This window comes from Streptomyces sp. NPDC059080 (assembly GCF_042739975.1).
In the GTDB taxonomy this organism is placed as follows: domain Bacteria; phylum Actinomycetota; class Actinomycetes; order Streptomycetales; family Streptomycetaceae; genus Streptomyces; species Streptomyces benahoarensis.
In genome coordinates this window covers 42,953-66,913 of sequence record NZ_JBHYGX010000028.1, presented here as the reverse complement: position 1 = coordinate 66,913, position 23,961 = coordinate 42,953, and the positions used below count along the sequence as shown (strand labels likewise).

Annotated in this window: 22 protein-coding genes; 15 read left to right on the top strand and 7 right to left on the bottom strand. The window is 71.6% G+C overall.

The annotated features are described in order from the left end of the window. Positions 1-30: 30 nt before the first annotated feature. From ACFWWQ_RS21245 to ACFWWQ_RS21195, 11 genes are all read left to right on the top strand, one after another. Entirely contained in the window at positions 31-1,041 is a 1,011-nt protein-coding gene (locus ACFWWQ_RS21245) for an ABC transporter permease (RefSeq protein ID WP_384598368.1), read from the top strand. Continuing rightward, entirely contained in the window at positions 1,038-2,141 is a 1,104-nt protein-coding gene (locus tag ACFWWQ_RS21240) for an ABC transporter ATP-binding protein (protein WP_384598366.1), read from the top strand. The genes ACFWWQ_RS21245 and ACFWWQ_RS21240 overlap by 4 nt, the downstream gene beginning before the upstream one ends. 179 nt (positions 2,142-2,320) lie before the next feature. Continuing rightward, positions 2,321-3,364: an ABC transporter ATP-binding protein gene (locus tag ACFWWQ_RS21235; protein ID WP_384598386.1), complete on the top strand. Its 1,044-nt coding sequence runs from the start codon at positions 2,321-2,323 to the stop codon at positions 3,362-3,364. 221 nt (positions 3,365-3,585) lie between these two features. Continuing rightward, entirely contained in the window at positions 3,586-4,953 is a 1,368-nt protein-coding gene (locus ACFWWQ_RS21230; protein WP_384598365.1) for an MFS transporter, read from the top strand. A 75-nt stretch (positions 4,954-5,028) separates the two neighbouring features. Next, positions 5,029-5,973: an alpha/beta hydrolase gene (locus ACFWWQ_RS21225; protein WP_384598363.1), complete on the top strand. Its 945-nt coding sequence runs from the start codon at positions 5,029-5,031 to the stop codon at positions 5,971-5,973. Further along, positions 5,963-7,246: an ATP-grasp domain-containing protein gene (locus ACFWWQ_RS21220; protein WP_384598361.1), complete on the top strand. Its 1,284-nt coding sequence runs from the start codon at positions 5,963-5,965 to the stop codon at positions 7,244-7,246. The genes ACFWWQ_RS21225 and ACFWWQ_RS21220 overlap by 11 nt, the downstream gene beginning before the upstream one ends. 84 nt (positions 7,247-7,330) lie before the next feature. Beyond that, positions 7,331-8,239: an alpha/beta fold hydrolase gene (locus tag ACFWWQ_RS21215; RefSeq protein WP_384598359.1), complete on the top strand. Its 909-nt coding sequence runs from the start codon at positions 7,331-7,333 to the stop codon at positions 8,237-8,239. Between the two features lie 2 nt (positions 8,240-8,241). After that, complete coding sequence (locus tag ACFWWQ_RS21210; RefSeq protein ID WP_384598357.1) at positions 8,242-8,982, top strand: MOSC domain-containing protein; 741 nt, start codon at positions 8,242-8,244, stop codon at positions 8,980-8,982. Positions 8,983-9,067: 85 nt separating this feature from the next. Further along, positions 9,068-9,646, top strand: coding sequence for an RNA polymerase sigma factor (locus tag ACFWWQ_RS21205; RefSeq protein WP_384598355.1), 579 nt, complete (start codon positions 9,068-9,070; stop codon positions 9,644-9,646). Further along, on the top strand, positions 9,643-10,521 hold the full coding sequence (locus ACFWWQ_RS21200; RefSeq protein WP_384598353.1) for an MGMT family protein: 879 nt from the start codon (positions 9,643-9,645) through the stop codon (positions 10,519-10,521). The genes ACFWWQ_RS21205 and ACFWWQ_RS21200 overlap by 4 nt, the downstream gene beginning before the upstream one ends. Before the next feature lie 150 nt (positions 10,522-10,671). Then, positions 10,672-11,217, top strand: coding sequence for a methylated-DNA--[protein]-cysteine S-methyltransferase (locus ACFWWQ_RS21195; protein ID WP_384598351.1), 546 nt, complete (start codon positions 10,672-10,674; stop codon positions 11,215-11,217). 68 nt (positions 11,218-11,285) lie between these two features. Here the strand turns inward: ACFWWQ_RS21195 and ACFWWQ_RS21190 are convergent, their stop codons facing one another. The 5 genes from ACFWWQ_RS21190 to ACFWWQ_RS21170 all read right to left on the bottom strand — a co-directional run bounded on the left by ACFWWQ_RS21190 (position 11,286) and on the right by ACFWWQ_RS21170 (position 16,528). Beyond that, a complete protein-coding gene (locus ACFWWQ_RS21190; protein ID WP_384598349.1) occupies positions 11,286-12,044 on the bottom strand; it encodes a LysE family translocator in 759 nt (252 codons plus the stop codon). A 114-nt stretch (positions 12,045-12,158) separates the two neighbouring features. After that, positions 12,159-12,488, bottom strand: coding sequence for a Rieske 2Fe-2S domain-containing protein (locus ACFWWQ_RS21185; RefSeq protein ID WP_384598347.1), 330 nt, complete (start codon positions 12,486-12,488; stop codon positions 12,159-12,161). Then, a complete protein-coding gene (locus tag ACFWWQ_RS21180) occupies positions 12,476-13,900 on the bottom strand; it encodes an iron-containing redox enzyme family protein (RefSeq protein WP_384598345.1) in 1,425 nt (474 codons plus the stop codon). The genes ACFWWQ_RS21185 and ACFWWQ_RS21180 overlap by 13 nt, the downstream gene beginning before the upstream one ends. Positions 13,901-13,939: 39 nt before the next feature. After that, positions 13,940-15,028, bottom strand: a complete 1,089-nt coding sequence (locus ACFWWQ_RS21175; RefSeq protein ID WP_384598343.1) for a 50S ribosomal protein L11 methyltransferase — start codon at positions 15,026-15,028, stop codon at positions 13,940-13,942. 237 nt (positions 15,029-15,265) lie between these two features. Continuing rightward, positions 15,266-16,528, bottom strand: a complete 1,263-nt coding sequence (locus tag ACFWWQ_RS21170) for an IS701 family transposase (RefSeq protein ID WP_384598341.1) — start codon at positions 16,526-16,528, stop codon at positions 15,266-15,268. 850 nt (positions 16,529-17,378) lie between these two features. Between ACFWWQ_RS21170 and ACFWWQ_RS21165 the strand changes: the two genes are divergently transcribed. Further along, complete coding sequence (locus ACFWWQ_RS21165; protein WP_384598339.1) at positions 17,379-18,818, top strand: M1 family metallopeptidase; 1,440 nt, start codon at positions 17,379-17,381, stop codon at positions 18,816-18,818. A 44-nt stretch (positions 18,819-18,862) separates the two neighbouring features. On the opposite strand, the gene ACFWWQ_RS21160 is transcribed toward ACFWWQ_RS21165, so the two are convergent. Beyond that, positions 18,863-19,492 carry a trimeric intracellular cation channel family protein gene (locus tag ACFWWQ_RS21160; protein ID WP_384598337.1) on the bottom strand — a complete coding sequence of 210 codons (630 nt, stop codon included), beginning with the start codon at positions 19,490-19,492 and terminating at the stop codon, positions 18,863-18,865. A gap of 95 nt (positions 19,493-19,587) precedes the next feature. Here ACFWWQ_RS21160 and ACFWWQ_RS21155 point away from each other — a divergent pair, with 95 nt between their 5' ends. Both ACFWWQ_RS21155 and ACFWWQ_RS21150 read left to right on the top strand, forming a co-directional pair. Further along, the gene (locus ACFWWQ_RS21155; protein WP_384598335.1) at positions 19,588-20,436 is read left to right on the top strand and encodes a thioesterase family protein; all 849 of its coding nucleotides are present in this window, start codon (positions 19,588-19,590) and stop codon (positions 20,434-20,436) included. Between the two features lie 277 nt (positions 20,437-20,713). Beyond that, the gene (locus ACFWWQ_RS21150; protein ID WP_384598333.1) at positions 20,714-21,883 is read left to right on the top strand and encodes a cysteine desulfurase family protein; all 1,170 of its coding nucleotides are present in this window, start codon (positions 20,714-20,716) and stop codon (positions 21,881-21,883) included. A 15-nt stretch (positions 21,884-21,898) separates the two neighbouring features. Here ACFWWQ_RS21150 and ACFWWQ_RS21145 read toward each other — a convergent pair whose 3' ends face one another. Beyond that, the gene (locus tag ACFWWQ_RS21145) at positions 21,899-22,561 is read right to left on the bottom strand and encodes an N-acetylmuramoyl-L-alanine amidase (RefSeq protein ID WP_384598331.1); all 663 of its coding nucleotides are present in this window, start codon (positions 22,559-22,561) and stop codon (positions 21,899-21,901) included. 54 nt (positions 22,562-22,615) lie between these two features. Here ACFWWQ_RS21145 and mnmA point away from each other — a divergent pair, with 54 nt between their 5' ends. Next, a complete protein-coding gene (gene mnmA / locus ACFWWQ_RS21140) occupies positions 22,616-23,743 on the top strand; it encodes a tRNA 2-thiouridine(34) synthase MnmA (protein ID WP_384598328.1) in 1,128 nt (375 codons plus the stop codon). Positions 23,744-23,961: the final 218 nt, after the last annotated feature.

Sequence of the window (23,961 nt, the reverse complement as noted above, 5' to 3'; positions counted from 1 at the left end):
CGGCCCCGCGGGCACCGACGCCGCATCCCCGTGTTCTCGTACCTCATCCGCAGGGTGATCAGCGCGGTGGTCCTGCTGCTGATCGTCAGCGCGGTCACCTTCGGCATCTTCTTCCTGCTGCCGAAGATCGCCGGACAGACCACCGACCAGCTCGCCCAGCAGTACATCGGCAAGTCGCCGACGCCCGCCGACATCGCGGCGGTGAAGAGGAACCTCGGCCTGGACAAGCCCGTGTACGAACAGTACTGGGAGTTCCTCAGGGGCATCTTCACCGGCGTCGACTACAAGTTCGGCCCCGAGGCGGCGCGCTGCCACGTACCGTGCTTCGGCTACTCCTTCAAGACCCATATCGAGGTCTGGCCGGAGATCCAGTCCCGTCTCCCGGTCACCCTGTCGCTCGCCCTCGGCGCGGCCGTCGTCTGGCTCGTCTCCGGCATCACCACCGGCGTCATCTCCGCGCTGCGCCCCGGCTCGTTCTTCGACCGGCTGTCGATGGGCGTCGCCCTGGCCGGTGTGTCGCTGCCGATGTTCTTCACCGGAGCCATCGCACTGGCGCTCTTCACGTACCAATGGCCGATCTTCGAACGCAGCGATTACGTCCCGCTCTTCGACAACCCTCTCCTGTGGGCCCGCACGCTGGTCCTGCCCTGGGTGACGCTGGCGTTCCTCTACTCGGCGCTCTACGCCCGTCTGACCAGGGCGGGCATGCTGGAGACGCTGAGTGAGGACTACATCAGGACCGCGCGCGCCAAGGGGCTGGGGGAGCGCACCGTCGTCGTCCGGCACGGGCTGCGCGCCGCCCTCACCCCGCTCATCACGGTGTTCGGCATGGACCTGGGGCTGCTGCTCGGCGGTGCGCTCATCACCGAACAGGTCTTCTCGCTCCAGGGCGTGGGCGCCTTCGCCGTCCAGGCGATCACCGCCAACGACCTGCCCAACATCCTCGGCGTCACCCTGCTCGCCGCGTTCTTCATCGTCCTGTGCAACCTGGTGGTGGACGTCCTGTACGCCGCCGTCGACCCGCGCGTGAGGCTCTCGTGACCGACTCCGACGACACCGCATCCGGCGCCCCGGGCCCGACCGGCACCGCTGAGCCGCATGGCGGTTCCGCGTTCCTCGACGTCCGCGATCTGAAGGTGCACTTCCCGACCGACGACGGCCTGGTCAAGTCCGTCGACGGCCTCTCCTTCACGCTGGAGAAGGGCAAGACCCTCGGCATCGTCGGTGAGTCCGGCTCCGGCAAGTCCGTCACCTCGCTCGCCGTGATGGGCCTGCACCGGGCGTCGCGGCGGCAGCGCGCCACGGTCCGGATGTCCGGCGAGATCCGGCTGGACGGCCAGGAGCTGATCGGCGCCGACCCGGACGAGGTACGCCGCCTGCGCGGCCGCCGGATGGCGATGATCTTCCAGGACCCGCTCTCCGCACTGCACCCCTATTACACCGTCGGCAAGCAGATCGTGGAGGCGTACCGCGTCCACCACGACGTCGACAGGAAGACGGCGCGCAAGCGGGCGATCGAGATGCTGGACCGGGTCGGCATCCCGCAGCCGGACAAGCGGGTGGACGACCATCCGCACCAGTTCTCCGGCGGTATGCGCCAGCGCGCGATGATCGCTATGGCGCTGGTCAACAACCCCGAACTGCTCATCGCGGACGAGCCGACGACCGCGCTGGACGTCACCGTCCAGGCGCAGATCCTCGATCTGATCCGCGATCTGCAGAAGGAGTTCGGCTCCGCGGTCATCGTGATCACCCACGACCTGGGCGTGGTCGCCGAACTCGCGGACGACCTGCTGGTCATGTACGGCGGACGGTGCATCGAACGCGGTCCCGCCGACAAGATCTTCTCGGCGCCGCAACACCCCTACACCTGGGGACTGCTCGGCTCCATGCCGCGCATCGACCGGGACCACACCGACCGGCTGATCCCGGTCAAGGGCTCGCCGCCCAGCCTGATCAACGTCCCCTCCGGGTGCGCCTTCAACCCGCGCTGCCCGTACGCGGACGTGCCCAAGGACGACCTCACCCGTACGGTCCGCCCCGAACTCACCGAGGCCACGACCGGCCACTTCTCCGCGTGCCACATGGCACCGGCGGAGCGGAAGCGGATCTGGACCGAAGAGATTGCGCCGAAGCTGTGAGCGAGAACGCGAACGAGAACGAGAACACGAACGAGAACGAGAACGCGAACGAGAAGAAGGCCGGGAAGGCCGGGAAGGCGTCGGAGGCCGAGGGGACCGCTGAGGCCGCTGAGGCCGCTGAGGTCGTGGAGGCCGAGAAGGTTGCCGGGTCCGGGGAGCCCGCGAAGGTCGCCGAGGCCGTGCCCGCGCCGCGGGAGGACGCCGACGAGGTGCGCACCCCGCTGCTGCGGGTGCGCGGGCTGACGCGGCACTTCCCGATCACCAAGGGCCTGCTCAAGCGGCAGGTCGGCGCCGTCCAGGCGGTCGACGGCATCGACTTCGACGTGTACCCGGGCGAGACGCTGGGCGTGGTCGGCGAGTCCGGCTGCGGCAAGTCGACCATGGGGCGGCTCATCACCCGGCTCGACGAACCCACCGGCGGCACAGTCGAGTTCGAGGGGACGGACATCACCCACCTCTCCTCGGGGCGGCTCCGCCCGATGCGCCGCGACGTCCAGATGATTTTCCAGGACCCGTACGGGTCGCTGAACCCGCGGCACACCATCGGCGGCATCGTCTCCACCCCCTTCCGTCTCCAGGGCGTCGAGCCCGAGGGCGGCGTCAAGAAGGAGGTGCAGCGGCTGCTGGAGCTGGTCGGCCTGAGCCCGGAGCACTACAACCGCTACCCGCACGAGTTCTCCGGCGGTCAGCGTCAGCGCATCGGTATCGCCCGGGCCCTCGCCCTCAAGCCGAAGCTGGTCGTCGCCGACGAACCGGTCTCCGCGCTGGACGTCTCCATCCAGGCGCAGGTCGTCAACCTCATGGACGACCTCCAGGAGGAGCTGGGCCTGACGTACGTGATCATCGCGCACGACCTCTCCGTCATCCGGCACGTCTCGGACCGGATCGTGGTGATGTACCTCGGCAAGATCGTCGAACTGGCCGACCGTGCCTCCCTGTACGCCGCGCCGATGCACCCTTACACCAAGGCGCTGATGTCGGCGGTGCCCGTGCCCGACCCGCGGCGGCGCACCGAGCGCGACCGCATCCTGCTCAAGGGCGACGTACCGTCCCCGATCAACCCGCCGTCCGGCTGCCGCTTCCGCACCCGCTGCTGGAAGGCGACCGAGACCTGCACGACGACCGAACCGCCGCTGGTCTCGCTCAAGGACGGTCACAAGGTGGCCTGCCACCACCCGGAGAACGCCCCGGGGCCCTCGGAGGTGTCCTCCCGGACGTCGTGACGGCCGTGCCCCGCGGTGGCCGGGGCACGGGAACCGGACGTTCTTCGGGGCGTCGGCAGCGGATGCCGACGCCCCGAAATCTCTGTGCATTCCTTGCAACCCCCGGCGTCCGCCCGGTGTTTCTTCTGTGAGACGGGACGGCAGGCGGTCCCGCGGCGCCGGTGGCGCCGTGACCGGCCGACGCCCTCCCGTGGTCCGGAGAGACGGGAGTGCGTCCGATCATGACCACCGAAACCCCTGCCGAGGAAGCGGCCGGAGCCGACCGTGACTTCGCCAAGCTGTGGGCCGGCCAGTCGGCCAGCCTGCTGGGCGACCAGGTCATGGTGCTGGGCCTGCCACTGCTCGCCGTGGCGGCGCTGGACGCGACCCCGGCCCAGGCGGCCCTGATCCCGATGTTCCTCTTCGGCCCGTTCCTGCTGCTCGGACTCCCGGCCGGAGCGATCATCGAACGGCTGCCGCGGCGCACGGTCATGATCGGCTGCGATGCCCTCCAGGCCGCCTGCTTCGCCCTGATCGCGGTGCTCGCGCTGACCGACACCCTCTCGCTCATCGGCCTGCTGGCCCTGGTCGGCGTCGCCGGATGCGGCACGGTCTTCTTCCAGGTCGCCTACACCTCCTATCTGCCCGTGCTCTTCACCGGCACGAAGAAGCTGCACCGCGGCAACGCCCGGCTCTTCTTCTCCGAATCGGTCAGCCGGTCGCTCGGCCCGGTCATCGCGGGCCCCGTGATCGCGTTCGTCGGGGTGGCGGCGGCGGTCGCGCTGAACTCCCTCACCTTCGCGCTCTCCGTGCTCGCCGTGCTGTGGATCCGCACCCGCGAACCGAAGAAACCGGTGCAGGAACAGGCCCGCGAGCGCGGCTGGCTGATCCGGGACGTCCGCGAGGGGCTGCGGTTCTTCCTGCAGCACCCCCGCCTGGAGCCGGTGATCCTCTGCGGCACCGTCTACGTCCTCTTCCTCACCATGGTCGAGGCGTCCCTGGTGCTCTACAGCCGCGAGGAACTGCATCTGGGGGCCGTCGGCACCGGCCTGGTGGTGGGGGCCGCGGCCGCCGGATTCCCGGTCGGCAATCTGCTCAGCGGACGGATGGTGGAGCGCTGGGGCATGGCCCGCACGCTGATCACCGGCGCCTCCGTCTCGGTCCTCGGCCTGGTGCTGATGCCGCTCTCCGGCGGCCTGGGGTCGATCGCCGGGCTCGTCATCGGCAGCGTCATCCATGGCGTCGGGGAAGGCGCCTTCGGCCCCACCTCCCAGACCCTGCGGCAGACGGACTCCCCGCCCGAACTCCTCAGCCGCGTCAACTCCGTCCAGCGCTTCCTGCTGTGGGGCAGCATCCCGCTGGGCAGCGCCCTGGCCTCCGGCGTCATTGCCGGATTCGGCCTCAGCGCGGCCGTCTGGGTCGGCGCGCTCGGCACGGTCCTGTGCCTGCCGGTCCTCTTCCGCAAGGGCATCCGCGCCCAGTTCCGCGGCCCGGCCCGCCCGGCGGACGGCGGCGGCACGAACGCCGGTGGTGACGCGGACACCGGTGGTGACGCGGACGCCGCGCTCCCCGCACAGCCGACCGCCGCCACCCAGCCTCTCGACACCTGAACCGGCCCCTTCCGGCCCGCCCGTCACCGCCGCCGTCCGCCGCACCAGCGGCCCGCACGTGAGGAGAGACCGCACATGCCCTACGCGCCCGGTATCGAGGAATTCGTCGAACGCAGCAACAACGCCATGCCGCCGGACTTCTACCGCCACCCGGTGGCCGAACAGCGCCGCCTCTACCACGGCCTGACCGTCGAATTCCCCTACGAAGAACCGGAAGGCGTCAGCCACGCCGACGACACCGTGCGGCACGGCGGCGAGGAGCACCGCATCCGGGTCTACCGGCCCGAGCGGCGCCGGGGCCGGGGCGTGCTCCTCTACATCCGCGGCGGCGGCTTCGTCGTCGGCTCCCTGGAGACCCACCACACCGCCGTCGCCGAACTCGCCGCCCGCTCCGGGCTGACCACCATCGCCCTCGACTTCCGGATGGCGCCCGAGCATCCCTTCCCGACCGCGCTGGAGGACTGTTACGGCGCCCTGTGCGGAGTGGTCGCCGAGGCGGACCGCCTCGATGTGGACCCGGAGCGCGTCGTCGTCTGCGGCGACAGCTCCGGCGGCAACATGGCCGTGGTGCTCTCCATGATGAGCCGGGACCGCCGCGGCCCCGCGCTCCGCGGCCAGGCGCTGATCAGCCCGGTCCTCGACTTCACCCGCTGGCGGCACGGCGGCGAGGACGTCCCGCTGCTCACCGGCGGCGAGATGGAGTACTACACCGCCTGCTACTGCCCCGACGCCGCCCAAGCCGCCGACGCCTATGTCTCACCGCTGGTCTCCGGAACCTTCGAGGGGCTGCCCGCCGCCTACATCATGGGCGCCGAGATGGACTCCCTCCGCATCGACTCCGAGGAGTACGCCAAGAACCTCCGGAACCACGGCACCGCCGTCCACCTGGTCATCGAGGAGGGCCTGGTGCACGCCGCCGTCCGCGCCCGCGCGCTGAGCCCCGCGGTCGACGACGCCTGGGAGCGCTTCTGCCACGCCGCCGCCGCACTTGCCGAAGGAGGCACGCCCCATGACCACTGACCACCCCGGCGCGGGCGGCGCGCCCGGCCCCGCCGTCATCGTCGACCCGTACTCCTCCGGCATGTACTTCGCCCCGGCCTTCCGGGAGGCGGGCGTACGGACGGTCGCCGTCCTCTCCCGCCCCGAGGTCATGCCGGTCTACGCCCCGTCGTGGCATCCGGAGGACTTCGACGAGATCATCCGGTACGACGGCGCGTGGGAGCCGGTCGTCGCCCGGCTGCGGGAGCTGGCCCCGAGCTGTGTGGTGGCCGGCGCCGACCCGGGCGTGGAGCTGGCCGATCTGCTCGCCGCGCGGCTCCTGCCCGCCACCGCCAACGTCCCCGGCCTGACCGCCGCCCGGCGCGACAAGGGCGCGATGGCCGCCGCCGTCGCCGCCGCAGGGCTGCCCACCCTCGCCCAGATCTGCACCGCCGACCCCGAGGAGGCCCGCGCCTGGATCGCCCGCGCGGGGCTGACCGGCCGCGATCTGGTGATCAAGCCGCCCCGCAGCGCCAGCACGGACGGCGTCGAACGCCTGCCGCGCGGTGAAGGGTGGCGTGAGGCGTTCGAGAAACAGCTCGGCAGCCCCAACCAGTGGGACGTCATCAACGACCGCATGCTGCTGATGGAGTACGCCACCGGTACCGAGTACGTCGTCGACACCTTCAGCCACCACGGGCGGCACACCGTCGCCGACGTCACCCGCTACTCCAAGGTCGACAACGGACCGCATATGGCGGTCTATTCGACGATGGAGTGGCTGCCCCCCGGCGACCCGGTCGTCGCCGAACTGACCGACTACACCCGCGGCGTCCTGGACGCCGTCGGCATGCGCTTCGGCGCCGCCCATGTCGAGATCATGTGGACCGCCGACGGCCCCCGCCTCATCGAGCTGAACGCCCGCCCGCACGGCGGCGGCCACCCCCCGTTCAACCGCCACGCCACCGGCGACAGCCAGATCGACCGGACCGTCCGCAGCGTGCTCGGCGGCCCCGGCGCGCAGATACCCGACGGCTTCGACCTGCACCGCCACACGCGGGTGGTGTTCCTCATCAGCCGCGCCGCCGGAACGGTCACCAACGCCGAGGTCTTCGACGCCGTCCAGGACCTGCCGTCGCTCCACCACTCCGCCGTCCACCTCCGCAACGGCCAGCGTCTGGGCGTCACCCAGGACCTGCTGCAGACCCTCTCGCTGGGCTTCGTGGTCCTCGCCCACGAAGACCCCGAGCAGGTCGAGGCCGACTGCCGGGCGGTACGGCACATGGAGGAACGCCTCCGCCTGGATCCCGTCTGACGGCGCCGCACCGCATCACGCGGCACCGCACCAAACACCGCACCACGCGACAACGCACCACATGGAACAGAAAGAAGCGGAACCATGTCCCACGACGCACCGGCCGTCCGGCACCCGGACGGCGCGTACCACGAAGTCAACGGCCACCGCCTCTGGGTGGAGAGCGAAGGGCAGGGCGACCCCGTCCTGCTGCTCGCCGGACTCGGCCCGGCCGGATCGCATGTCGTCTTCCACCCGCACTTCGACGCGCTCGCCTCCGACCACCGCGTCCTCTACGTCGACCTGCACGGACGCGGTCGCTCCGACACCCCCGACGACCTCACGGAGCTGACCTTCGCCCGCGATGTCGCCGATATCGCCGCCCTCCTCACCACCCTCGATCTGGGCCCGGTCCATCTCTACGGCTTCTCCTACGGCGGACTGCTCGGCCAGGCTCTGGCGTTGGACCAGCCGGAGACGGTACGCACCCTCACCCTCGCCAACAGCCTGCACAGCCCGCAGATGTGGCAGCTCAACCACGAGAACATCAACCGGGAGCTGGAGTTGCAGTTCCCCGAGGTGTGGGCGCGGATCACCGCCCTGCGGGAGCAGGGCGTCCCCTCCACCGACCCGGCCATGCAGGCGGAGTTCGCCGCCGCCGTGAAACCGGTCCGCTTCCACAACCCCGACCACGCCTCGCTGCTCGCCACCGAGCCGGGCGCCCGCAACCTCGCGCTCTACCCCCTCTTCTGCGGCGCCGACGTCGACTTCACCGTCGGCGGCGAAATCCCCCGCATCCCCGATTTCCGGCCGCGGCTGGCGGAGATCGAGGCGCCCCTGATGGTCCTGGCCGGACGGTACGACCGGGCGCTCTACCCGGCGATGCAGCGGGAGTTCGTCGAGTGGGCGCCGCGCACCCGCTTCGAAATGCTGGAGCGCAGCGGTTCGTTCGGCCATGTCGAGGAGCCGGAGACCGTCCACACTCTGCTGCGCGAGTTCTGGAAGGAGCACTGAACGTGCCGGACACCACCGACGTCGGCGCGGGTACCGCCGCCGGCACCGTCAGCCTTCTGCAACGCTTCCCGGTGAAGTCGATGCTCGGCGAGCGGCACACCGCCCTCGACATCGATGCCCGCGGGGTGGTCGGCGACCGCCTGTGGGCCGTCCGTACACCGAAGGGCAAGTACGGCGCGGGGAAGAGCACCCCGAGGTTCGCCTCCACCCGTGACCTGCGCCTTTTCTCCTCGCGGTACGACGGCGAGGTGCCCTGTATCGCCTTCCCCGGCGGTGAGCGGTGGCGCGGCGACGACCCCGGCGTCCACGAGGCGCTCTCCAAGGCACTGGGCAAGGACGTCACCCTCGCCACCGAGGAGAACGTCCCGCTGCTCGACGCCGGGCCCGGCATCGTCCACCTCGTGACGACCGCGTCCCTGGCCCACGCCCGAGCGCTGCTGCCCGACTCCGTCATCGACGTACGCCGTTTCCGCCCCAACATCCTGCTCGACACCGCGGAGGCCACCGGCCCCGTGGAGGACGCCTGGGTGGGCCGGACGCTGGCCGTCGGCGAGGCGCGGTTCGAGGTCGTGGAGCGCACCGAACGCTGCGTCATGGTCAACCACGACCGGGAGGGGCTGCCCTACGACGGGCGCATCCTCAAGACATTCCGGCAATCCAGCGGAATGTGCTTCGGCATCTACGCGAAAGTGATCCGCCCCGGCGGTATACGCACCGGCGACCGGGCCGCGCTGCTCGACTGAGCGGTGGGGCCCGATGCGTAACCGCAATCCCCGCATTCCGCGGAACTGGCGAAGTGTCAACGGTGTCCATTGGGTGAAGGACGAGATGTCTGAGCGACTGACCGAGCATCTGGCCCGGGATCTGGACGGCGGCTTCTCGGAGCTGGTGCGGATCCACGGCTCGGCCGTGCGCACCTACCTGTACCGCGTGACCGGGTCGGCGACCGAGGCGGACGATCTGGGACAGGAGACCTTCCTGCGGGCCTACAAGGCGCTGCGGGACTACACGCCGGGGCGCCGCCGGGAACTGCGTCCGCGGGCCTGGCTGCTGAGCATCGCCACGAATGTGTGGCGCAACGACATCCGGTCCAAGGTCCGGCGCCCGGTCTCGGCCGCCTCCGTGGAGGACTACTCCGACAGATGGGCGGACACCGGTCCCGGCCCGGAGGAGTGGGCGTCGCGGACCGCGGAGCGGGAGATGCTGGGCGCCGCCCTCGGCAAGCTGCCCGAGCGCTTCCGTACCGCGGTCGTGATGCGGCACGTACTGGGCATGAGCTATGCGGAAGTCGCCGAGGTGCAAGGGTGCCCGGTCGGCACGGTCAAGGCGCAGGTGTCACGGGGCCTGTTGGCGTTACGGGAATTACTGGGGCCGGAAGCGGCACACCTGAGGGAGGTGAGGACGTGAGTGGAGGAGTGAACGGGCAGGGCACCGGTGAACCGGCGCTTGCGCGGGCGCTGGCGGAGCTGGCGGACACCGGCCCGACCCCCTTCGAACTGAAGGTGCTGCAGTATGTGGGTATCCCCGAGGACCGCTACGACACCTATGTCCGTGTCGAGGCCCCCGCAGGGGGGCTGTATGTGGCACAGAGCGGCCCGGCGGTGACGGGAGCCGTCCTGGCCGCGGTGGTCGGCACGGCGCGTGATTTCGAGGAACGGCATCTGGCGGTCACGGGCCGCAGCGCGGTGCCGGGCACCGCGACCGCGCCCGGGGTCCGCCCCGCGGTGCGGACCGGCCGCGCCCGGCAGCTGCGGATCGATCTGGCGGGGGCGGGGCTGACGGACACCGAGTCCGCCGTCCTCGACGCGGTCCGCTCGATCCCGTACGGGCAACTGCGGCCCATCTCCTGGGTGGTGCGGGAGGCCGGGCTTCAGGGGGCGGCGGTCCCGGACGCCGAGCCTCCGGGCGGCGCGCTTCAGGACGGTGCGCCCCGGGACGGTACCGTGCAGGTGGCCGCGGCGCTGGCTCGTAACCCGATACAGCTGCTCATCCCCTGCCACCGCGTCACGGACGACGAGGGGGTGCCGCACGACGCGGCGTACGGCGGGGTGGTCGGCGCGGCGCTGCGGGAGGCGGAGGGCATCAGCCCGGAGCGGGTCCGTGCGCTGGTGCGGACGCACACCGTCTTCCTCGGCAGCGACACCACCCATATCTACTGCCATCCGCTGTGCGCGCACGCCCGCCGCATCACCCCGCGGCACCAAGTCCCCTTCCGGTCCGCCCGCGATGCCCGCCGGGCCGGATACCGACCGTGCCGGTCCTGTCGGCCGCTCGCCGCATGAGCTGACCGCCGCGGCGCACGCGGGCCGCCCCGCGTCCGCGCCGGGCGGCGCCACCTCCGCCGGGCCGGTCGGCGCGGTCGCGCGGCCGCCCGGTGCGGCGCCGGGGCGATCCCGTTCGCCGACCGTTGTTGCTTCCCGAAGGAGTCCGTCATGTCCAGGAAGAAGAAGGCCGAGCCGGAGAGCGTGGGCCTCGCCACACAGGAGACCGCTGTCGGGCGGATGACGCTCGCGGTCTCCGACGAGGCCCTGCTCTACTGCGGCTTCGCCTTCCCCGAGGAGGTCCGTAAGCAGCTCTCCCGGGTGACGCCGTGCTGCACCGAGGAGGAGGCGGGGGTGTCCGCGCCGCAACAAGCCCAACTGGGACAGGTGCGCGAGCAGTTGGCGGACTTCCTCGCCGGTCGCCGCCGCGATTTCGCCCTGCCCATGGATCTGCGGCTGGCCACCCCGTTCTGCCGTGAGGTGGTGCTCTCCCTGACCGGCCTCATCCCGTACGGCCACACCCTCACCTACGCCCAGCTCGCCGAGAGGCTGGGGCGGCCGGGCGGGGCGCGGGCGGTCGGCGTGGCCCTGGGGGCCAATCCGCTCTGTGTCGTCCTGCCCTGCCATCGCGTGGTCGGCGCCTCCGGGAAGCTCACCGGGTACGCCGGGGGGCTCGCCGCCAAGCGGCTGCTGCTCGAACTGGAGGCGGGTGCCTGAGCCGACCCTTCGACGCGGTGCGGCCCCGCCACCGGTCCCTGTCGTGACCCGCTTCCGCAGCCGTCCCCTCAGTGCCATGCCAGCCTGATCGCGAGGCTGATGAAGACCACGCCCACCACGCCGTCGACGAGCCGCAGTCCGCGCCCCGGTACCCGCGGTGCGCGCCGCCGGGAGCGGGCCAGCCCGTGCAGCAGATGCACCGCCGAGATCACACAGGCCAGCCAGAGCGCCGCGAGGGCCAGGTAGACGCCGGTCAGCACGCCCATGCTCAGCGCCCAGGGCGCACCGGGCGGCACGAACTGCGGGAGATACGCGAGCAGGAACAGTCCCACCTTCGGATTGCCGCCGGTGCAGAGCATCCCTGTCCAGAAGTAGCGGCGTGCGGCGCGGGCGGCGGGCGGAGCGGGGGAGCGGGAGCCGAGCCCGGAAGTGGAGCCGAGCCCGCGCCCGGGGGCGCCGGAGCCGGGCCCGGCCTCGGCCCCGGCGCCCGCTCCCGGTCTGGTTCCGGCCTCCTGGCCGGCGCCGACGTCCGCCGCCCCCGGCCCCCGTACCGCCGCCCGGACCGCCCTCAGCCCCCAGACGAGCATCACCACCGCCCCGCACCACTGGAGCGCGGTCAGCAGCCGGGGATCCGTGCGCAGCAACAGGGCGACGCCGGTCAGCGCCAGCACGCCGTGCAGCGCACCGGCCGTGATCATGCCGACGGCGGTGACCGCCGCCGGGCGCCGTGCGCCGGTGTGCAGTACCAGCTGGGTCACCAGCGCGGCATCGGGGCCCGGGGTGGCGATGACCAGCAGGGAGGTGCTGAGGAAGAGAAGGCCGGGCACTGCCGCTCCTTGGCTCGTGCGCGGGCGGGCGCGGTCAGGCCGGTGCCGTGCCCGGGACCATGGGGAGTCCGGGCACGGCACCGGCCGGTCGGCGGCGCGGGGCGCGCCGCCGGATCAGCAGGCCAGCGCCGGTGACAGCGGGCGGTGCTGGTGCGATACCTCGGCCTGCGGCGGATGGGGGAGGACGGCCCGCACCGTCCGCCCCGTGCGGACGGCGGGAATCCGCTGCCGCATCCGCACCGTGGCGGTGCGCCGCTCGTGCCAGGGGCAGATCAGGGACTTGCCCTCGGGCCCCTCGGCGGCCAGATGGAGCGGGCCGCCGCGGTGCGGGCAGTCGGCACGCATGACGAAGGATCCCGACGCGGTCCGCACGTACACGTACGGTGTGCCGTCGACCTCCACGCAATTCCCGCGGCCGGTGGCCGCGAACGTCAGGACAAGCACTTCTTGTAGTCCCCCACGGAGTGGATCTGGTAGACGCATTCCTCGGATTCGATGATGGCGCCGTGCAGCCGGTTCTTCTGGATGACGGTTCCCTCACCGGCTTCGAGGATCTGGTGCGAGTCGAATCCGCTGACGAATTTCATGGTGCCGGAGACGATGTGGCACAGCTCGTCGCCGTCATGGCAGTGGGTGTTGGAGAGTTCGCCGTACGGTTCGACGATATCGGCGACGGGTGCGGTGACCTTGCCGCTCTCGATCGCCTCCCACACCGGCGCGTGCAGCTTCTTGAATTCCGGCCCCTTGTCCATCCAGGCGATCTGGGTGGCGAAATCGTCGTCGGAGACCGCCTGGATGACGCGGTACTCCTCGATACCGCGGACGATTTCCGGGATGATGTGCTCGCCGTGTTCCTCGATGAGCGGGTCGATCAGCTTCTCCAGGGCCATCCGGCCGTGGTGCTGGTCGATGTGGACGTGCTCGGTGAAGTACTCCACATCGGCCTTGTCACCGAATACCGAGGTGAGGACGGAAGCCGCGCGGCGGCAGAAGTCGACGAGCGTTGCCTCGGTGTAGTAGAGGGCGCCGACGTAGCGGAAGAACAGTTCGTGGTTCTTCCCCAGGTAGTGGAAGTAGTTGTTCATCAGCAGGCTGCTGTTGAGGTAGTACTGCCAGTACCGGTGGATGTCGGATGCGAGCCCCGCCGACTCCAGCGTCCGCTCGAAGAGGCGGCTGTGCTTGGTGTCATGGACGCCGTAGCCGTACTCGTCGATGATGATTTTGAACCATTCGGACTGGGTGGCGCCGTAGTGCCCGAGGACGTTGCGGATCATCGGCGACGCCTCGGAGAGGAAGTCCGGGGCGAACTGGATCAGCCACATCCGGGCGGCGCGCTCGCGGTCGGTGGAGGAGAGGATCGCCTTCTCCGTGAGGGACGCCTCGGCCGGATCGTCCGCGCCCAGCGACTCGATGTAGGCGTGGAAACTCTCCTTCGTCCACTTTCCGGAGATCTCGACCTCGTCGTCGAGGAAACCGAACGCGTACTTCTCCAGCGCCGGTCGTATCGCCTCGCCGAGGGCGCGGTTGCTGGGGCTGTAGAACTGCTGGAAGTCCTCCTGTTTGCCGTCCTTCAGGCCGGACTTGGGGAGGAATACCAGATCCGCCTCGTAGACGCTGGTGAGGACCCGCTGCACGGCCAGACTGCTGTAGTCGAGAATGTTCTCGCGGCCGGGCACGGCATCGTAATCCAGATGCGGCAGGACCTGCGGGCGCAGCTGGCGGCGGTACGGGTTGTCGTTGTTCTGCCACTCCTCGTTGTCGAGGTAGATCGGATTGCTCGCGTACCGGACGACCGCATCGCGGAGTTCCTGGCCGTGCAGCTCGAAAGGAACGTACGCATTCGGCGCGTGGCTCATGTCACGGTGCCTTTCTGGTCCGAAGATTGACGGTGCGGTTCAGACGACGGTGAGCTGGGTTTCCGTCCACCGCAGTTCCACGTCGAGGCTTTCGCCCGCGGTGACGGATGCCGGTTTGTCGAAGAGGAGCAGCGCCTGCATCCAGTGCGATTCCGGATTGTCCGGCGCATTGCACAGGTCGAGGCCGTCGTACAGCTTCAGCGAGAACCACGACAGCAGACCGTGCGCCCGGCCGTCCGTGGTGACCGGGACCGTCAGGCGGCGGCTGCCCGGCAGCAGCGGATCGTGCGCCAGGTCGAACGCGGCCATCTCGAACGGGTCGGAGAGCAGCCGGTGCGGCCAGGTGTGCATCCGTACCGGGAAGTGGCCGCGGGTGGCGACGGTCTCCATCAGCGACACGTCGAAGCCGTGCGCCTCGTGGACCCGGTTGAGGTTGACCATGGCCGGGCTGTCGACCAGTTGGCCGTGGAGGCGGGCGGAGACCGGCATCATCACGCCGCCGGGGGCCAGCAGATGTTCGCGGGCGTGGCGCACGGTGGGCAGCAGCCCCTCGCCGATCAGCCCGCAGTCGACGATCTCGGAGATCAGCACATCGGCCCGGCGCGGCAGGTCCCGTCCGACCTCGATGGCGGTGGAGAACTTCGTGAACACGGTGATGGAGCCGGACATGCCGTGCTCGGCGATGATCTGCCGGGCGATCTCGGCGAGCAGCGGATTGCCCTCGCAGGTGTAGACGTGCGCGGCGCCCGCCCGGACGGCGGCCATGGCCAGCAGCCCCGTGCCGGAGCCGATGTCCAGGACGGTGGCGCCCGGCGGGATCGCGCGGCGCACGGCGGTGGCCAGCGCCTCGTTGCGCGCGGTGTCGTTGAGCATGGCGAAGTGCCAGCGGGGCACGGTGCGGCGGGCGATCTCGGCGAAGGCGCGGGTGCCCGGCACCGGCGCAGCCTGGGGGGAGGCCAGCGCGTCGACGGTGGTCCGGATCAGCTCGTTCAGCGTCTGCGCCTGGGCCTGCAGCGAGGCCAGAGCGAGGCGCAGCTCCGGGGATTCCCCCCTGATCGGCGACGGTGCGTTCGCGAGGGATACGCCGGGCGGAAATCCGTCGGTCGGCGTGTTGGTGGTCGTTACCATGATGGTCTACGCACACTCCCATGTGAGGGGTCTTACCGGCGTCGGAATCAACCCGAGAAGGATTTCGGTGCGAACGACATACAGGGATTACCGGTGAGGGGGAGCGGAAGGCATCTCCTTTCCCCACCGTGGTGATGCGGTGCGGCGGGAAAATACCGCCGACCGTCACGTTCTCAGAAAAGCAGACTCCGCTCGCGTCACGCAATGGAATGCGGTGCACCCTGCGATACGGGGAAGCTACTGCGGTACTTTTCCGTGCGGCGCGCCCGCGGCTGCGTAAACACCGAGCGCCGCCAGGGCGAGCGCGGTGTGGCGGTACCACGCGGTCCACGTCCGGACCTCGGTACGGGTGAACTGCACGCTCTCGCACGCCCCGGGCGCGGCGCGCAGTGTGTGCCACCCGCCGCGCGCGACGGCGGCGAGCACGGGCACGGCGGTGTTCTGCGGCGCGTACACCAGATGGTGGCCGGTGCGTCCGGTCCCCGGGTGGCGGCGGGTCAGCAGCAGACGGACGAGGCCGCCGGGCCCGGCCGCGCCGAGCGGCACCGCCGACCACTCCCAGGACGGTGAGAGGGCGTCGGGCACACCGGACCCCGCGGCGCTGCGGGCCAGCACCCCGGCGGGCAGCGCCGGGCCGCCGACGGTGCGGACCGGGTACCCGGCGGAGACGGGCAGGACATAGCCGGTCGCCCGCTGCTCCAGCCAGCCGCGCAGCCCCGCGTCCTGGCCGCGCGTCAGATCGCCGCTGACCCAGGCGAACGGGACCCGGGCGGCGTGGGCCCGCTCCACGAGGCGCTGCGCCAGCTCCGTCCGGGGCCGGTGGGCGGTGCGGTCGGCGGGCACCCCCGCCTGGTGGCAGCGCTGGGCGTCCTCGGCCCAGGAGGGCGGCAGATACAGCTCACGGTCGAGGACGACGGTGCCCAGCGGCGACGTGTAGGAGGCGAGCAGCGTGGTCTGGCAGTTCTCGACGCGGCGGGCGGCGGTGGCGTACTGGCGGGCGACGGCCACCGACTTGTCGCCCTTCTTGACGGTGTCGATCTGGCCGAGCGTCAGCACGCCGTCGGGGTGCCCGAGGTGTTCCAGCACCTGGCCGCGGACCGCGTCCTGGAAGGCGTCCAGCTCCCAGCGGGCCCGGGTGAGCAGCCGCTGCATGCGCCAGGGCGAGCCGTCGCCGACGCGGTGGGCGAGCCGCCAGCTGTTCCCGGCGCCGGTGCCGCCGAGCAGCGCACGGACGTACCGCATGGCCTGGGCGCGCGGTTCGGGGCGGGCGAAGAGGGGGCCGATGCGGGTGCCGAGCGCGTCCAGCGCCGCGTCGAGCCGGGCGTCGAACGCGTCGGCGTCGCCGGGCGGTGTCCGCTCCGCCTCCGGGAGCTGCGGTACGGCGACGGAGGCGCCGGTCTCGGGCGCGGTGGCTGAAGCGGTGGCTAAAGGGGGCCGGGGCAAGGGCGCCGCGCCGGGCGAAGGCAGGGCGGGAGCGAGCGGTGAGGCGAGCGGGGGCACAGGCGTTCCTCCGTTGCGTAGGGCGAGCGGGAACTCGTGATGCTGCGGGAGGTGTGCGGCCGGGCGGCGCACGGGTGGTACCTGTTCAGCGGTGGAAAAACCGCGCGTCAGCACATTCCGGACCGGAAAAGACCTGCCCGGAATGGTGGCGGTAAAGGAAATGCCGGGGAGGGCATCGGAGAACGGATTCCGTATTTCGCGACGTAATCGAGGGTTCCGTCGCGTGGGTCAGTACGGCTCCGGAGGATCGTCATCCATATGACAGGGGCGGGCGCCCGGTGAGTTGATCATGCCGCTTGCCCCTCTCCGCGGTCTTGGGATGACGGACGTCAGATTAACAGGCGCCGGGCTCATTCAGACAACTAAAGAAACAGTAAAATTGACGATCCTTCTCCCTCTGGTGATCCAATTATCCTGGCTGAATTCTGGCCGGTCTGCATCTCTTTCCGGGGCGCCGTGCAACCCTTCGTGCCCCGGCGGTGTTTCTCCCTCTTCGGGCGAAGCCGCCACCCGGACCGCGGCTCCGTCCCGTAGCGGCGAACCCGCACGTCGCGCCCGTGTACGCCCCGGTGGGCCGCCGCGCCCCGCAACGCGGCGCCCACCGCGGCGTGTTCGCGTACGGCGCCGATCGGCCACCATGGCCGGGCTGCCTGCCAGGGGCGTCTGCCAGGGCCGCCTGCCAGGGGCGCGCCGTGTGCGGCCGGGCCGCCCGTGCCCGGATGGCGGGAAGTCCCGGGCCCGCGTGACGAGTTGGCAAAGTCCCGCGCCGGGAGCCGCGGCGGCGTGCAGAGTCGGCCCGCTGTGCCCCGTACGAATCCCGCATCCGTGTGTTCGAAGAGATGGGCTCACCATGGCACTCTCCGTATCCGCGCTCCGCCGCCCCCGGCTGCTCTCCCTGGCCGCCGCCTGCACCGTCGCCGCCACGGTCTGTGGCGTGGCCGCCGCCCCCGGCAGCGTCGCCGCCGCACCCGTCGGCACTCCCGGCGCGCCCGGCGCGGGCGACACCTACTTCCCGAACCTCGGCAACGGCGGCTACGACGCCCTCCACTACGACCTGGGCGTCAGCTACCACCCCTCCTCCGGACGCCTCGACGGCCGCACCACGCTCACCGCCCGCGCCACCCAGAACCTCAGCGCCTTCGACCTCGACCTGCAGAAACTCGATGTCGCCGCCGTCCGGGTCGACGGCCGCCCGGCGCGGTTCACCAGATCCGGTGACGAACTCACCGTCCGGCCGGCGCGGATGCTGCGCGACGGCCGGACGTTCCGGGTGACCGTCACCTACAGCGGCGTGCCCCAGCCGCTCGGCGGGCCGATCATCTTCGGCTCCGACTACGGCTGGATGAAGACGAAGGACGGCGTCTTCGTGGCGTGCGAGCCGAACGCCGCGTCCACGTGGTTCCCCTCCAGCGACCATCCCGGCGACAAGGCGACGTACGACATCCGCATCGACGCGCCCAAGGGGCTGACCGGCGTCTCCAATGGGCGGCTGATCGACTCCGGCGAGCGCGGCGGCCGCTCGTACGCCCACTGGCGGGAGAGCCGCCCGATGGCGACCTATCTGGCCACCGCCACGATCGGGAAGTTCGACGTCCGCACCGGCACCACGCCCGGCGGCACGCCCATCTACGTCGCCACCGACCCGACGCTGCCCGCCGGGAAGGTCGACGTCTACGGCGTCACGGCGGAGGCCACGGACTACTGGTCGAAGGTGTTCGGGCCGTACCCCTTCGAGGAGACCGGCGCCATCGTCGACGACATGCCGCAGGCGGGCTTCTCCCTGGAGGTGCAGTCCAAGCCCGCCTACTCGGCGGTCCGCAACGAGTCCACCATCGTCCACGAGCTGGCCCACCAGTGGTTCGGCGACTCCGTCTCCGTCAAGGACTGGCAGCACATCTGGCTCAACGAGGGCTTCGCGAGCTACGCGCAGTGGCTGTGGGGCGAGCACAAGGGCACGAAGAGCGCTCACGACGCGTTCCGCGAGGCGTACGCCGCACATCCCGCGGACGACCCGTTCTGGAAGATCAAGGTCGCCGATCCGCAGCGGGACACGATGTTCTCCGATGCGGTCTACGACCGGGGCGCGATGACCCTCCAGGCGCTGCGCGAACGCATCGGTGACACCGCGTTCTTCGCGCTGCTGCCCGCCTGGACCGCGGCCCACCGCTACGGCAACGCCGAGACCTCGCAGTTCATCGCGCTGGCCGAGAAGATCTCCGGCCAGCGGCTGGGCGACCTCTTCGACGCCTGGCTGAACACCGGCTCCCGTCCGCCGCTGCCGAAGCTGTAACGGCCTGTTGATACCCAGGCCGTGAGGCCGCCGCCCCGGCCGCGTCAGTCGTCCGCGCCCTCGTGGTGCGCCGGCCGGTGCGGTCGGGGCAGGTGCAGTCCGAAGTAGACCGCGCCCATCCGCAGCGCGAAGACCAGTCCGGCGGAGGCGGCGGTGGCCGCGGTGCCGCCGATGCCGAGATGGTGCAGGGCCAGCAGGAGGGTGGCGCCGGCCAGCGCGGCGATGGCGTAGACGTCCTCGCGCAGCAGCAGCGGCGGGAACTCCCCGCAGAGCACATCGCGGATGACCTCACCGGCCACGCCCGTCAGCACCGCCAGGATGATCACCGCGAGCGGGGTGGCGCCCGCGTCGATGGCGGCGCGCGCCCCGATCACGGTGACGACGGCGAGCCCGACCGCGTCCACGACCAGCAGGGACTTCCGCGGCAGGCTCCAGAAGCGGAGATAGACCATGGTGGCCACGCCGACGCAGATGATCAACGTCAGCAGGACCCAGTCGTGCGTCCAGTAGAGCGGGTACCGGTTGAGGATCAGATCGCGCAGCGTGCCGCCGGAGATCGAGGCGGCGAAGGCGAGCACCAGACCGCCGAAGGGGTCCATGTTCGCGCGGTACGCGGCGAGCACGCCGCTCGCGGCGAACGCGGCGACACCGAACAGGTAGAGCACGTGCAGCATGCCGGGATCATCCCAGGCCGGGGCGGTGCGGCTCCCCACAGGGCGCCGTAAACCGACACTACCGGTCGGTAACTTTTCGGTGTAGCGTTCCGGCCATGGCACAGGTGACCCTTGGCAACAGTGAGTTCGACCGGGATACGGCCGTGGTGCGCCGCGCCCCGGGGCGCTACGACGCACAGCTCTCCGCGGGCTGGACGATCATTCAGGCCGTCAACGGCGGCTACCTCCTCGCCCTCATGGGCCGCGCGCTCGGCGACGCCCTGCCGCACCCCGACCCGTTCTCGGTCACCGCGCACTACCTGACGGCGTCCGTCCCCGGGCCCGCCACCCTCCGCACCGAAGTGGTCCGCACCGGCCGCACCATGTCGACCGGCACCGCCACCCTCGTCCAGACCGCGCCGGACGGCACCGAGGTCGAGCGGATGCGGGTGCTCGCCTCCTACGGCGACCTCGCCGCGCTCCCCGACGACGTCCGCACCAGCGCCAAGCCCCCGGAGCTGCCCCCGTATGAGCACTGCCTGGGCACCGACAGCGCACCCGGCGGCGGATCGGCGATACCGGGCAGTACCGCCATCGCCGACCGGCTCGACATCCGGCTCGACCCGGCCACTTCGGGATGGGCCGTCGGCGCGCCTTCCGGCAAGGGCGAGATGCGCGGCTGGTTCGGCCTCGCCGACGGCCGCGACCCGGACCCGCTCTCCCTGTTGCTGACCGTCGACGCGATGCCGCCCACCGCCTTCGACCTGGGCCTCTCCGGTTGGGTGCCGACCGTCGAGCTGACCTGCCACATCCGCTGCCGCCCGGCACCGGGCCCGCTGCGCGTCGCCATCACCACCCGCAACCTCGCCGGCGGCTTCCTGGAGGAGGACGCCGAGGTCTGGGACTCCGCCGACCGCCTCGTCGCCCAGTCCCGCCAGCTGGCCCGGGCGCCGCTGGGGGGCTGAGCGTCCGGGCCGGGGCGCGGCGTCGCGATGCCCGGCAGCGTCGCGTCGGCGGACCGGCCGACCGTCCGGCCCGGGGCGAGGCGGCTCACGTCCCGGGGCGCGCTCCCCGCCGCCAGGAACTCCGCCTGCTGATGTCATGACCGCCAGCTGATGACTCCTTACGGAGGCGTCGAGAGGCCCGCCGGCGGGCACGCGGGCGGTGCGGCGCGGCGGCGCCCCCGCGCGCCGGACATGCGCCCCCGGGGGCCCGGACGGCCGCCCGTAGAATCGGGGCACCATGGTTTACCTCGACCACGCCGCCACCACGCCGATGCTCCCCGAAGCGGTGCAGGCGATGACCGCTCAGCTGACCGTCACCGGTAACGCGTCCTCGCTGCACGCCGCCGGACGGCGGTCCCGGCGCACCGTCGAGGAGGCGCGCGAATCCCTCGCCGCCGCCCTCGGCGCCCGCCCCAGCGAGATCGTCTTCACAGCCGGCGGCACGGAGGCCGACAACCTCGCGGTCAAGGGCCTGTACTGGTCCCGCCGGGACGCCGACCCGGCCCGCACCCGCGTCCTGGCCAGTCCCGTCGAGCACCACGCCGTCCTGGACGCCGTGGAATGGCTCGCCACCCACGAGGGCGCCCGCGTGGAGTGGCTGCCCGTCGACTCGTACGGGCGGGTGCACCCCGACGTGCTGCGCGAGGCCGTCGTCCGTAACCCCGCCGATGTCGCGCTGGCCACCGTCATGTGGGCCAACAACGAGATCGGCACCCTCCAGCCGGTCGCCGAACTCGCCGCCGTCGCCCGGGAGTTCGGTATCCCGCTGCACGCCGACGCGGTGCAGGCGGTCGGCCAGACCGAGGTCGACTTCGCCGCCTCCGGACTCGCCGCCATGACCGTCTCCGGCCACAAGATCGGCGGCCCGTACGGCATCGGCGCGCTGCTGCTGGGCCGGGAGTGGGCGCCCGTGCCCGTGCTGCACGGCGGCGGCCAGGAGCGCCAGGTCCGCTCCGGCACCCTCGACACCCCCGCGATCGTGGCCTTCGCCGCCGCCGCCCACCACGCCGTCGCGCACCGCGAGGAGTTCGCCCGCGAGATCGGCGGCCTCCGTGACGACCTGATCAAGGCGGTACGCGCCGCCGCCCCCGACGCCGTCCTCGGCGGCGACCCGGACCCGGCCGGACGGCTCCCCGCCAACGCGCACTTCTCCTTCCCCGGCTGCGAGGGTGACTCCCTGCTCCTCCTCCTGGACGCCCGGGGCATCGCCTGCTCCACCGGCTCCGCCTGTACCGCCGGGGTCGCCCAGCCCAGCCATGTGGTGCTCGCCACCGGCACCTCGCCCGAGCTGGCCCGCGGCACGCTCCGCTTCTCCCTGGGCCACACCTCGACCGCCGAGGATGTCGCGGCGCTCGCCGAGGCCATCGGCCCGGTGGTCGAACGGGCCCGGCAGGCCGGACTGAGCTGACCGGAGGCCGCCCCGTTACGCGGCGCCCTTGGGCGGGGTCTTCCGCAGCTCCGCGCGGACCAGCCGCAGATAGCCGTCCCAGTCCCAGTGCGGCCCCGGGTCGGTGTGGTCGGCGCCCGGCACCTCGGAGTGCCCCACTATGTGTCCCCGGTCGGCGGGGAACCCGTAGCGGCGGCATATCGCGGCCGTCAGCCGCGCCGAGGCGGCGTACATCGCCGTCGTGAAGCCCTCCGGGCGGTCCACGAAACCCTCGTGCTCGATGCCGACGCTCCGCTCGTTGTACGCGCGGTTGCCCGCGTGGAACGCCACGTCCAGCTCCCGGACGACCTGTGCGATATGGCCGTCCTTGCGCACCACGTAGTGCGAGGCGGCGCTGTGCAGCGGGTCCTGGAAGACCTTCAGCGCCGTCGTGTAACTGCCCTGGACGACATGGATCACCACGCGGTCTATGGGGTAGTCGTCCGGGCGGTCGGCCCGCCGCCAGTTCGCCGGGGACGCCGCCACCCACTCCGCGCCCGGCTGGTCGACGGCGCCGGGCGTCCGCGGCTTCGGGGCGCCCGGCAGCAGCCCGTCACGGGACGCGACGATGCCGGAGCCGACGGCCACCACCGCGGCGCCGCCGATCCACAGCGCCCCCCGCCTGCTGATGCCGGACCCCGGCCGTTCCGTCTTCCCCATGAGCTGGACAACGCGTACGGGCCTGTCGGTGGTTCCGTCTACTCTGGAGAAGTTATGACTGACGCACCCCGCCGCCTGCGCGTACTCGCCGCCATGTCCGGCGGTGTCGACTCCGCCGTCGCCGCCGCCCGCGCCGCCGAGGCCGGACACGACGTGACCGGCGTGCACCTCGCGCTGTCCGAGAACCCGAAATCGTTCCGGACCGGCGCCCGCGGCTGCTGCACCATCGAGGACTCCCACGACGCCCGCCGCGCCGCCGACGTCATCGGCATCCCGTTCTACGTCTGGGATCTCGCCGAGCGCTTCCGCGAGGACGTCGTCGAGGACTTCGTCGCCGAGTACGAGGCCGGCCGCACCCCCAACCCCTGCCTGCGCTGCAACGAGAAGATCAAGTTCGCCGCGCTGCTCGACAAGGCCCTCGCCCTCGGCTTCGACGCCGTCTGCACCGGCCACTACGCCACCGTCGTGCTGCGCGAGGACGGCAGCCGCGAGCTGCACCGCGCCTCCGACATGGCCAAGGACCAGTCGTACGTCCTCGGGGTGCTCGACGACCGGCAGCTGGCGCACGCGATGTTCCCGCTGGGCGACACCCGCACCACCAAGGCGGAGATCCGCGAGGAGGCCGCCCGGCGCGGCCTGTTCGTCGCCAAGAAGCCGGACAGCCACGACATCTGTTTCATCGCCGACGGCGACACCCAGGGTTTCCTCGCCAAGCGCCTGGGCACCGCCGAGGGCGCCGTCGTCGACGAGTCCGGCAACCGCCTCGGGAGCCACGACGGCGCCTACGGCTTCACCATCGGCCAGCGCAAGGGCCTGCGCATCGGCACCCCCGCCCCCGACGGCAAGCCGCGCTACGTCCTCGACATCTCCCCGGTCGACAACACCGTCACCGTCGGCCCCGCCGCCTCCCTCGACGTCACCGCCCTCACCGCGATACGTCCCCGCTGGTGCGGCCGCCCGCCGGCCGACGGCCCGGCCACGTACACCGCCCAGCTGCGCGCCCACGGCGGCGAGACGGAGGTGCGCGCCGAGCTGATCGACGGCGAGGAGCTGCACGTCACCTTCGCCGAACCGGTCCGCGGCGTCGCCCCCGGCCAGGCCGTCGTCCTCTACGACGACACCCGCGTCGTCGGCTCCGCCACCATCGCCACGACCCGGCGCCGGACGGCGGCAGAGGCGTAGGAGTTCCGCGCCCGGTCCCGGAGGGGAAGGTTCCGTGCCGGGGCTTTCCCCTCCGCCGGACGCGGCCGGATTCCGCGGTGCGGATGAGGTTTTCCCCACAGTGCTCTCGATGCGGGGCCCTGCGGCAAATAGTCTCGGTGCTGCGACAGGACGTTCAGTAAGCCGCCGCCCCTTTCGATTTCGTCAGGAATCGGGGCGCGGGCGGCTTTTCGTCGGTC

Bases quoted from the DNA above. Each gene is read 5' to 3' on its own strand.
- ACFWWQ_RS21230 (WP_384598365.1), top strand. From the start codon at position 3,586: ATGACCACCGAAACCCCTGCCGAGGAAGCGGCCGGAGCCGACCGTGAC.
- ACFWWQ_RS21225 (WP_384598363.1), top strand. From the start codon at position 5,029: ATGCCCTACGCGCCCGGTATCGAGGAATTCGTCGAACGCAGCAACAAC.
- ACFWWQ_RS21220 (WP_384598361.1), top strand. From the start codon at position 5,963: ATGACCACTGACCACCCCGGCGCGGGCGGCGCGCCCGGCCCCGCCGTC.
- ACFWWQ_RS21215 (WP_384598359.1), top strand. From the start codon at position 7,331: ATGTCCCACGACGCACCGGCCGTCCGGCACCCGGACGGCGCGTACCAC.
- ACFWWQ_RS21205 (WP_384598355.1), top strand. From the start codon at position 9,068: ATGTCTGAGCGACTGACCGAGCATCTGGCCCGGGATCTGGACGGCGGC.
- ACFWWQ_RS21195 (WP_384598351.1), top strand. From the start codon at position 10,672: ATGTCCAGGAAGAAGAAGGCCGAGCCGGAGAGCGTGGGCCTCGCCACA.
- ACFWWQ_RS21180 (WP_384598345.1), bottom strand. From the start codon at position 13,900: ATGAGCCACGCGCCGAATGCGTACGTTCCTTTCGAGCTGCACGGCCAG.
- ACFWWQ_RS21175 (WP_384598343.1), bottom strand. From the start codon at position 15,028: ATGGTAACGACCACCAACACGCCGACCGACGGATTTCCGCCCGGCGTA.
- ACFWWQ_RS21165 (WP_384598339.1), top strand. From the start codon at position 17,379: ATGGCACTCTCCGTATCCGCGCTCCGCCGCCCCCGGCTGCTCTCCCTG.
- ACFWWQ_RS21160 (WP_384598337.1), bottom strand. From the start codon at position 19,492: ATGCTGCACGTGCTCTACCTGTTCGGTGTCGCCGCGTTCGCCGCGAGC.
- ACFWWQ_RS21155 (WP_384598335.1), top strand. From the start codon at position 19,588: ATGGCACAGGTGACCCTTGGCAACAGTGAGTTCGACCGGGATACGGCC.
- ACFWWQ_RS21150 (WP_384598333.1), top strand. From the start codon at position 20,714: ATGGTTTACCTCGACCACGCCGCCACCACGCCGATGCTCCCCGAAGCG.
- ACFWWQ_RS21145 (WP_384598331.1), bottom strand. From the start codon at position 22,561: ATGGGGAAGACGGAACGGCCGGGGTCCGGCATCAGCAGGCGGGGGGCG.
- mnmA (WP_384598328.1), top strand. From the start codon at position 22,616: ATGACTGACGCACCCCGCCGCCTGCGCGTACTCGCCGCCATGTCCGGC.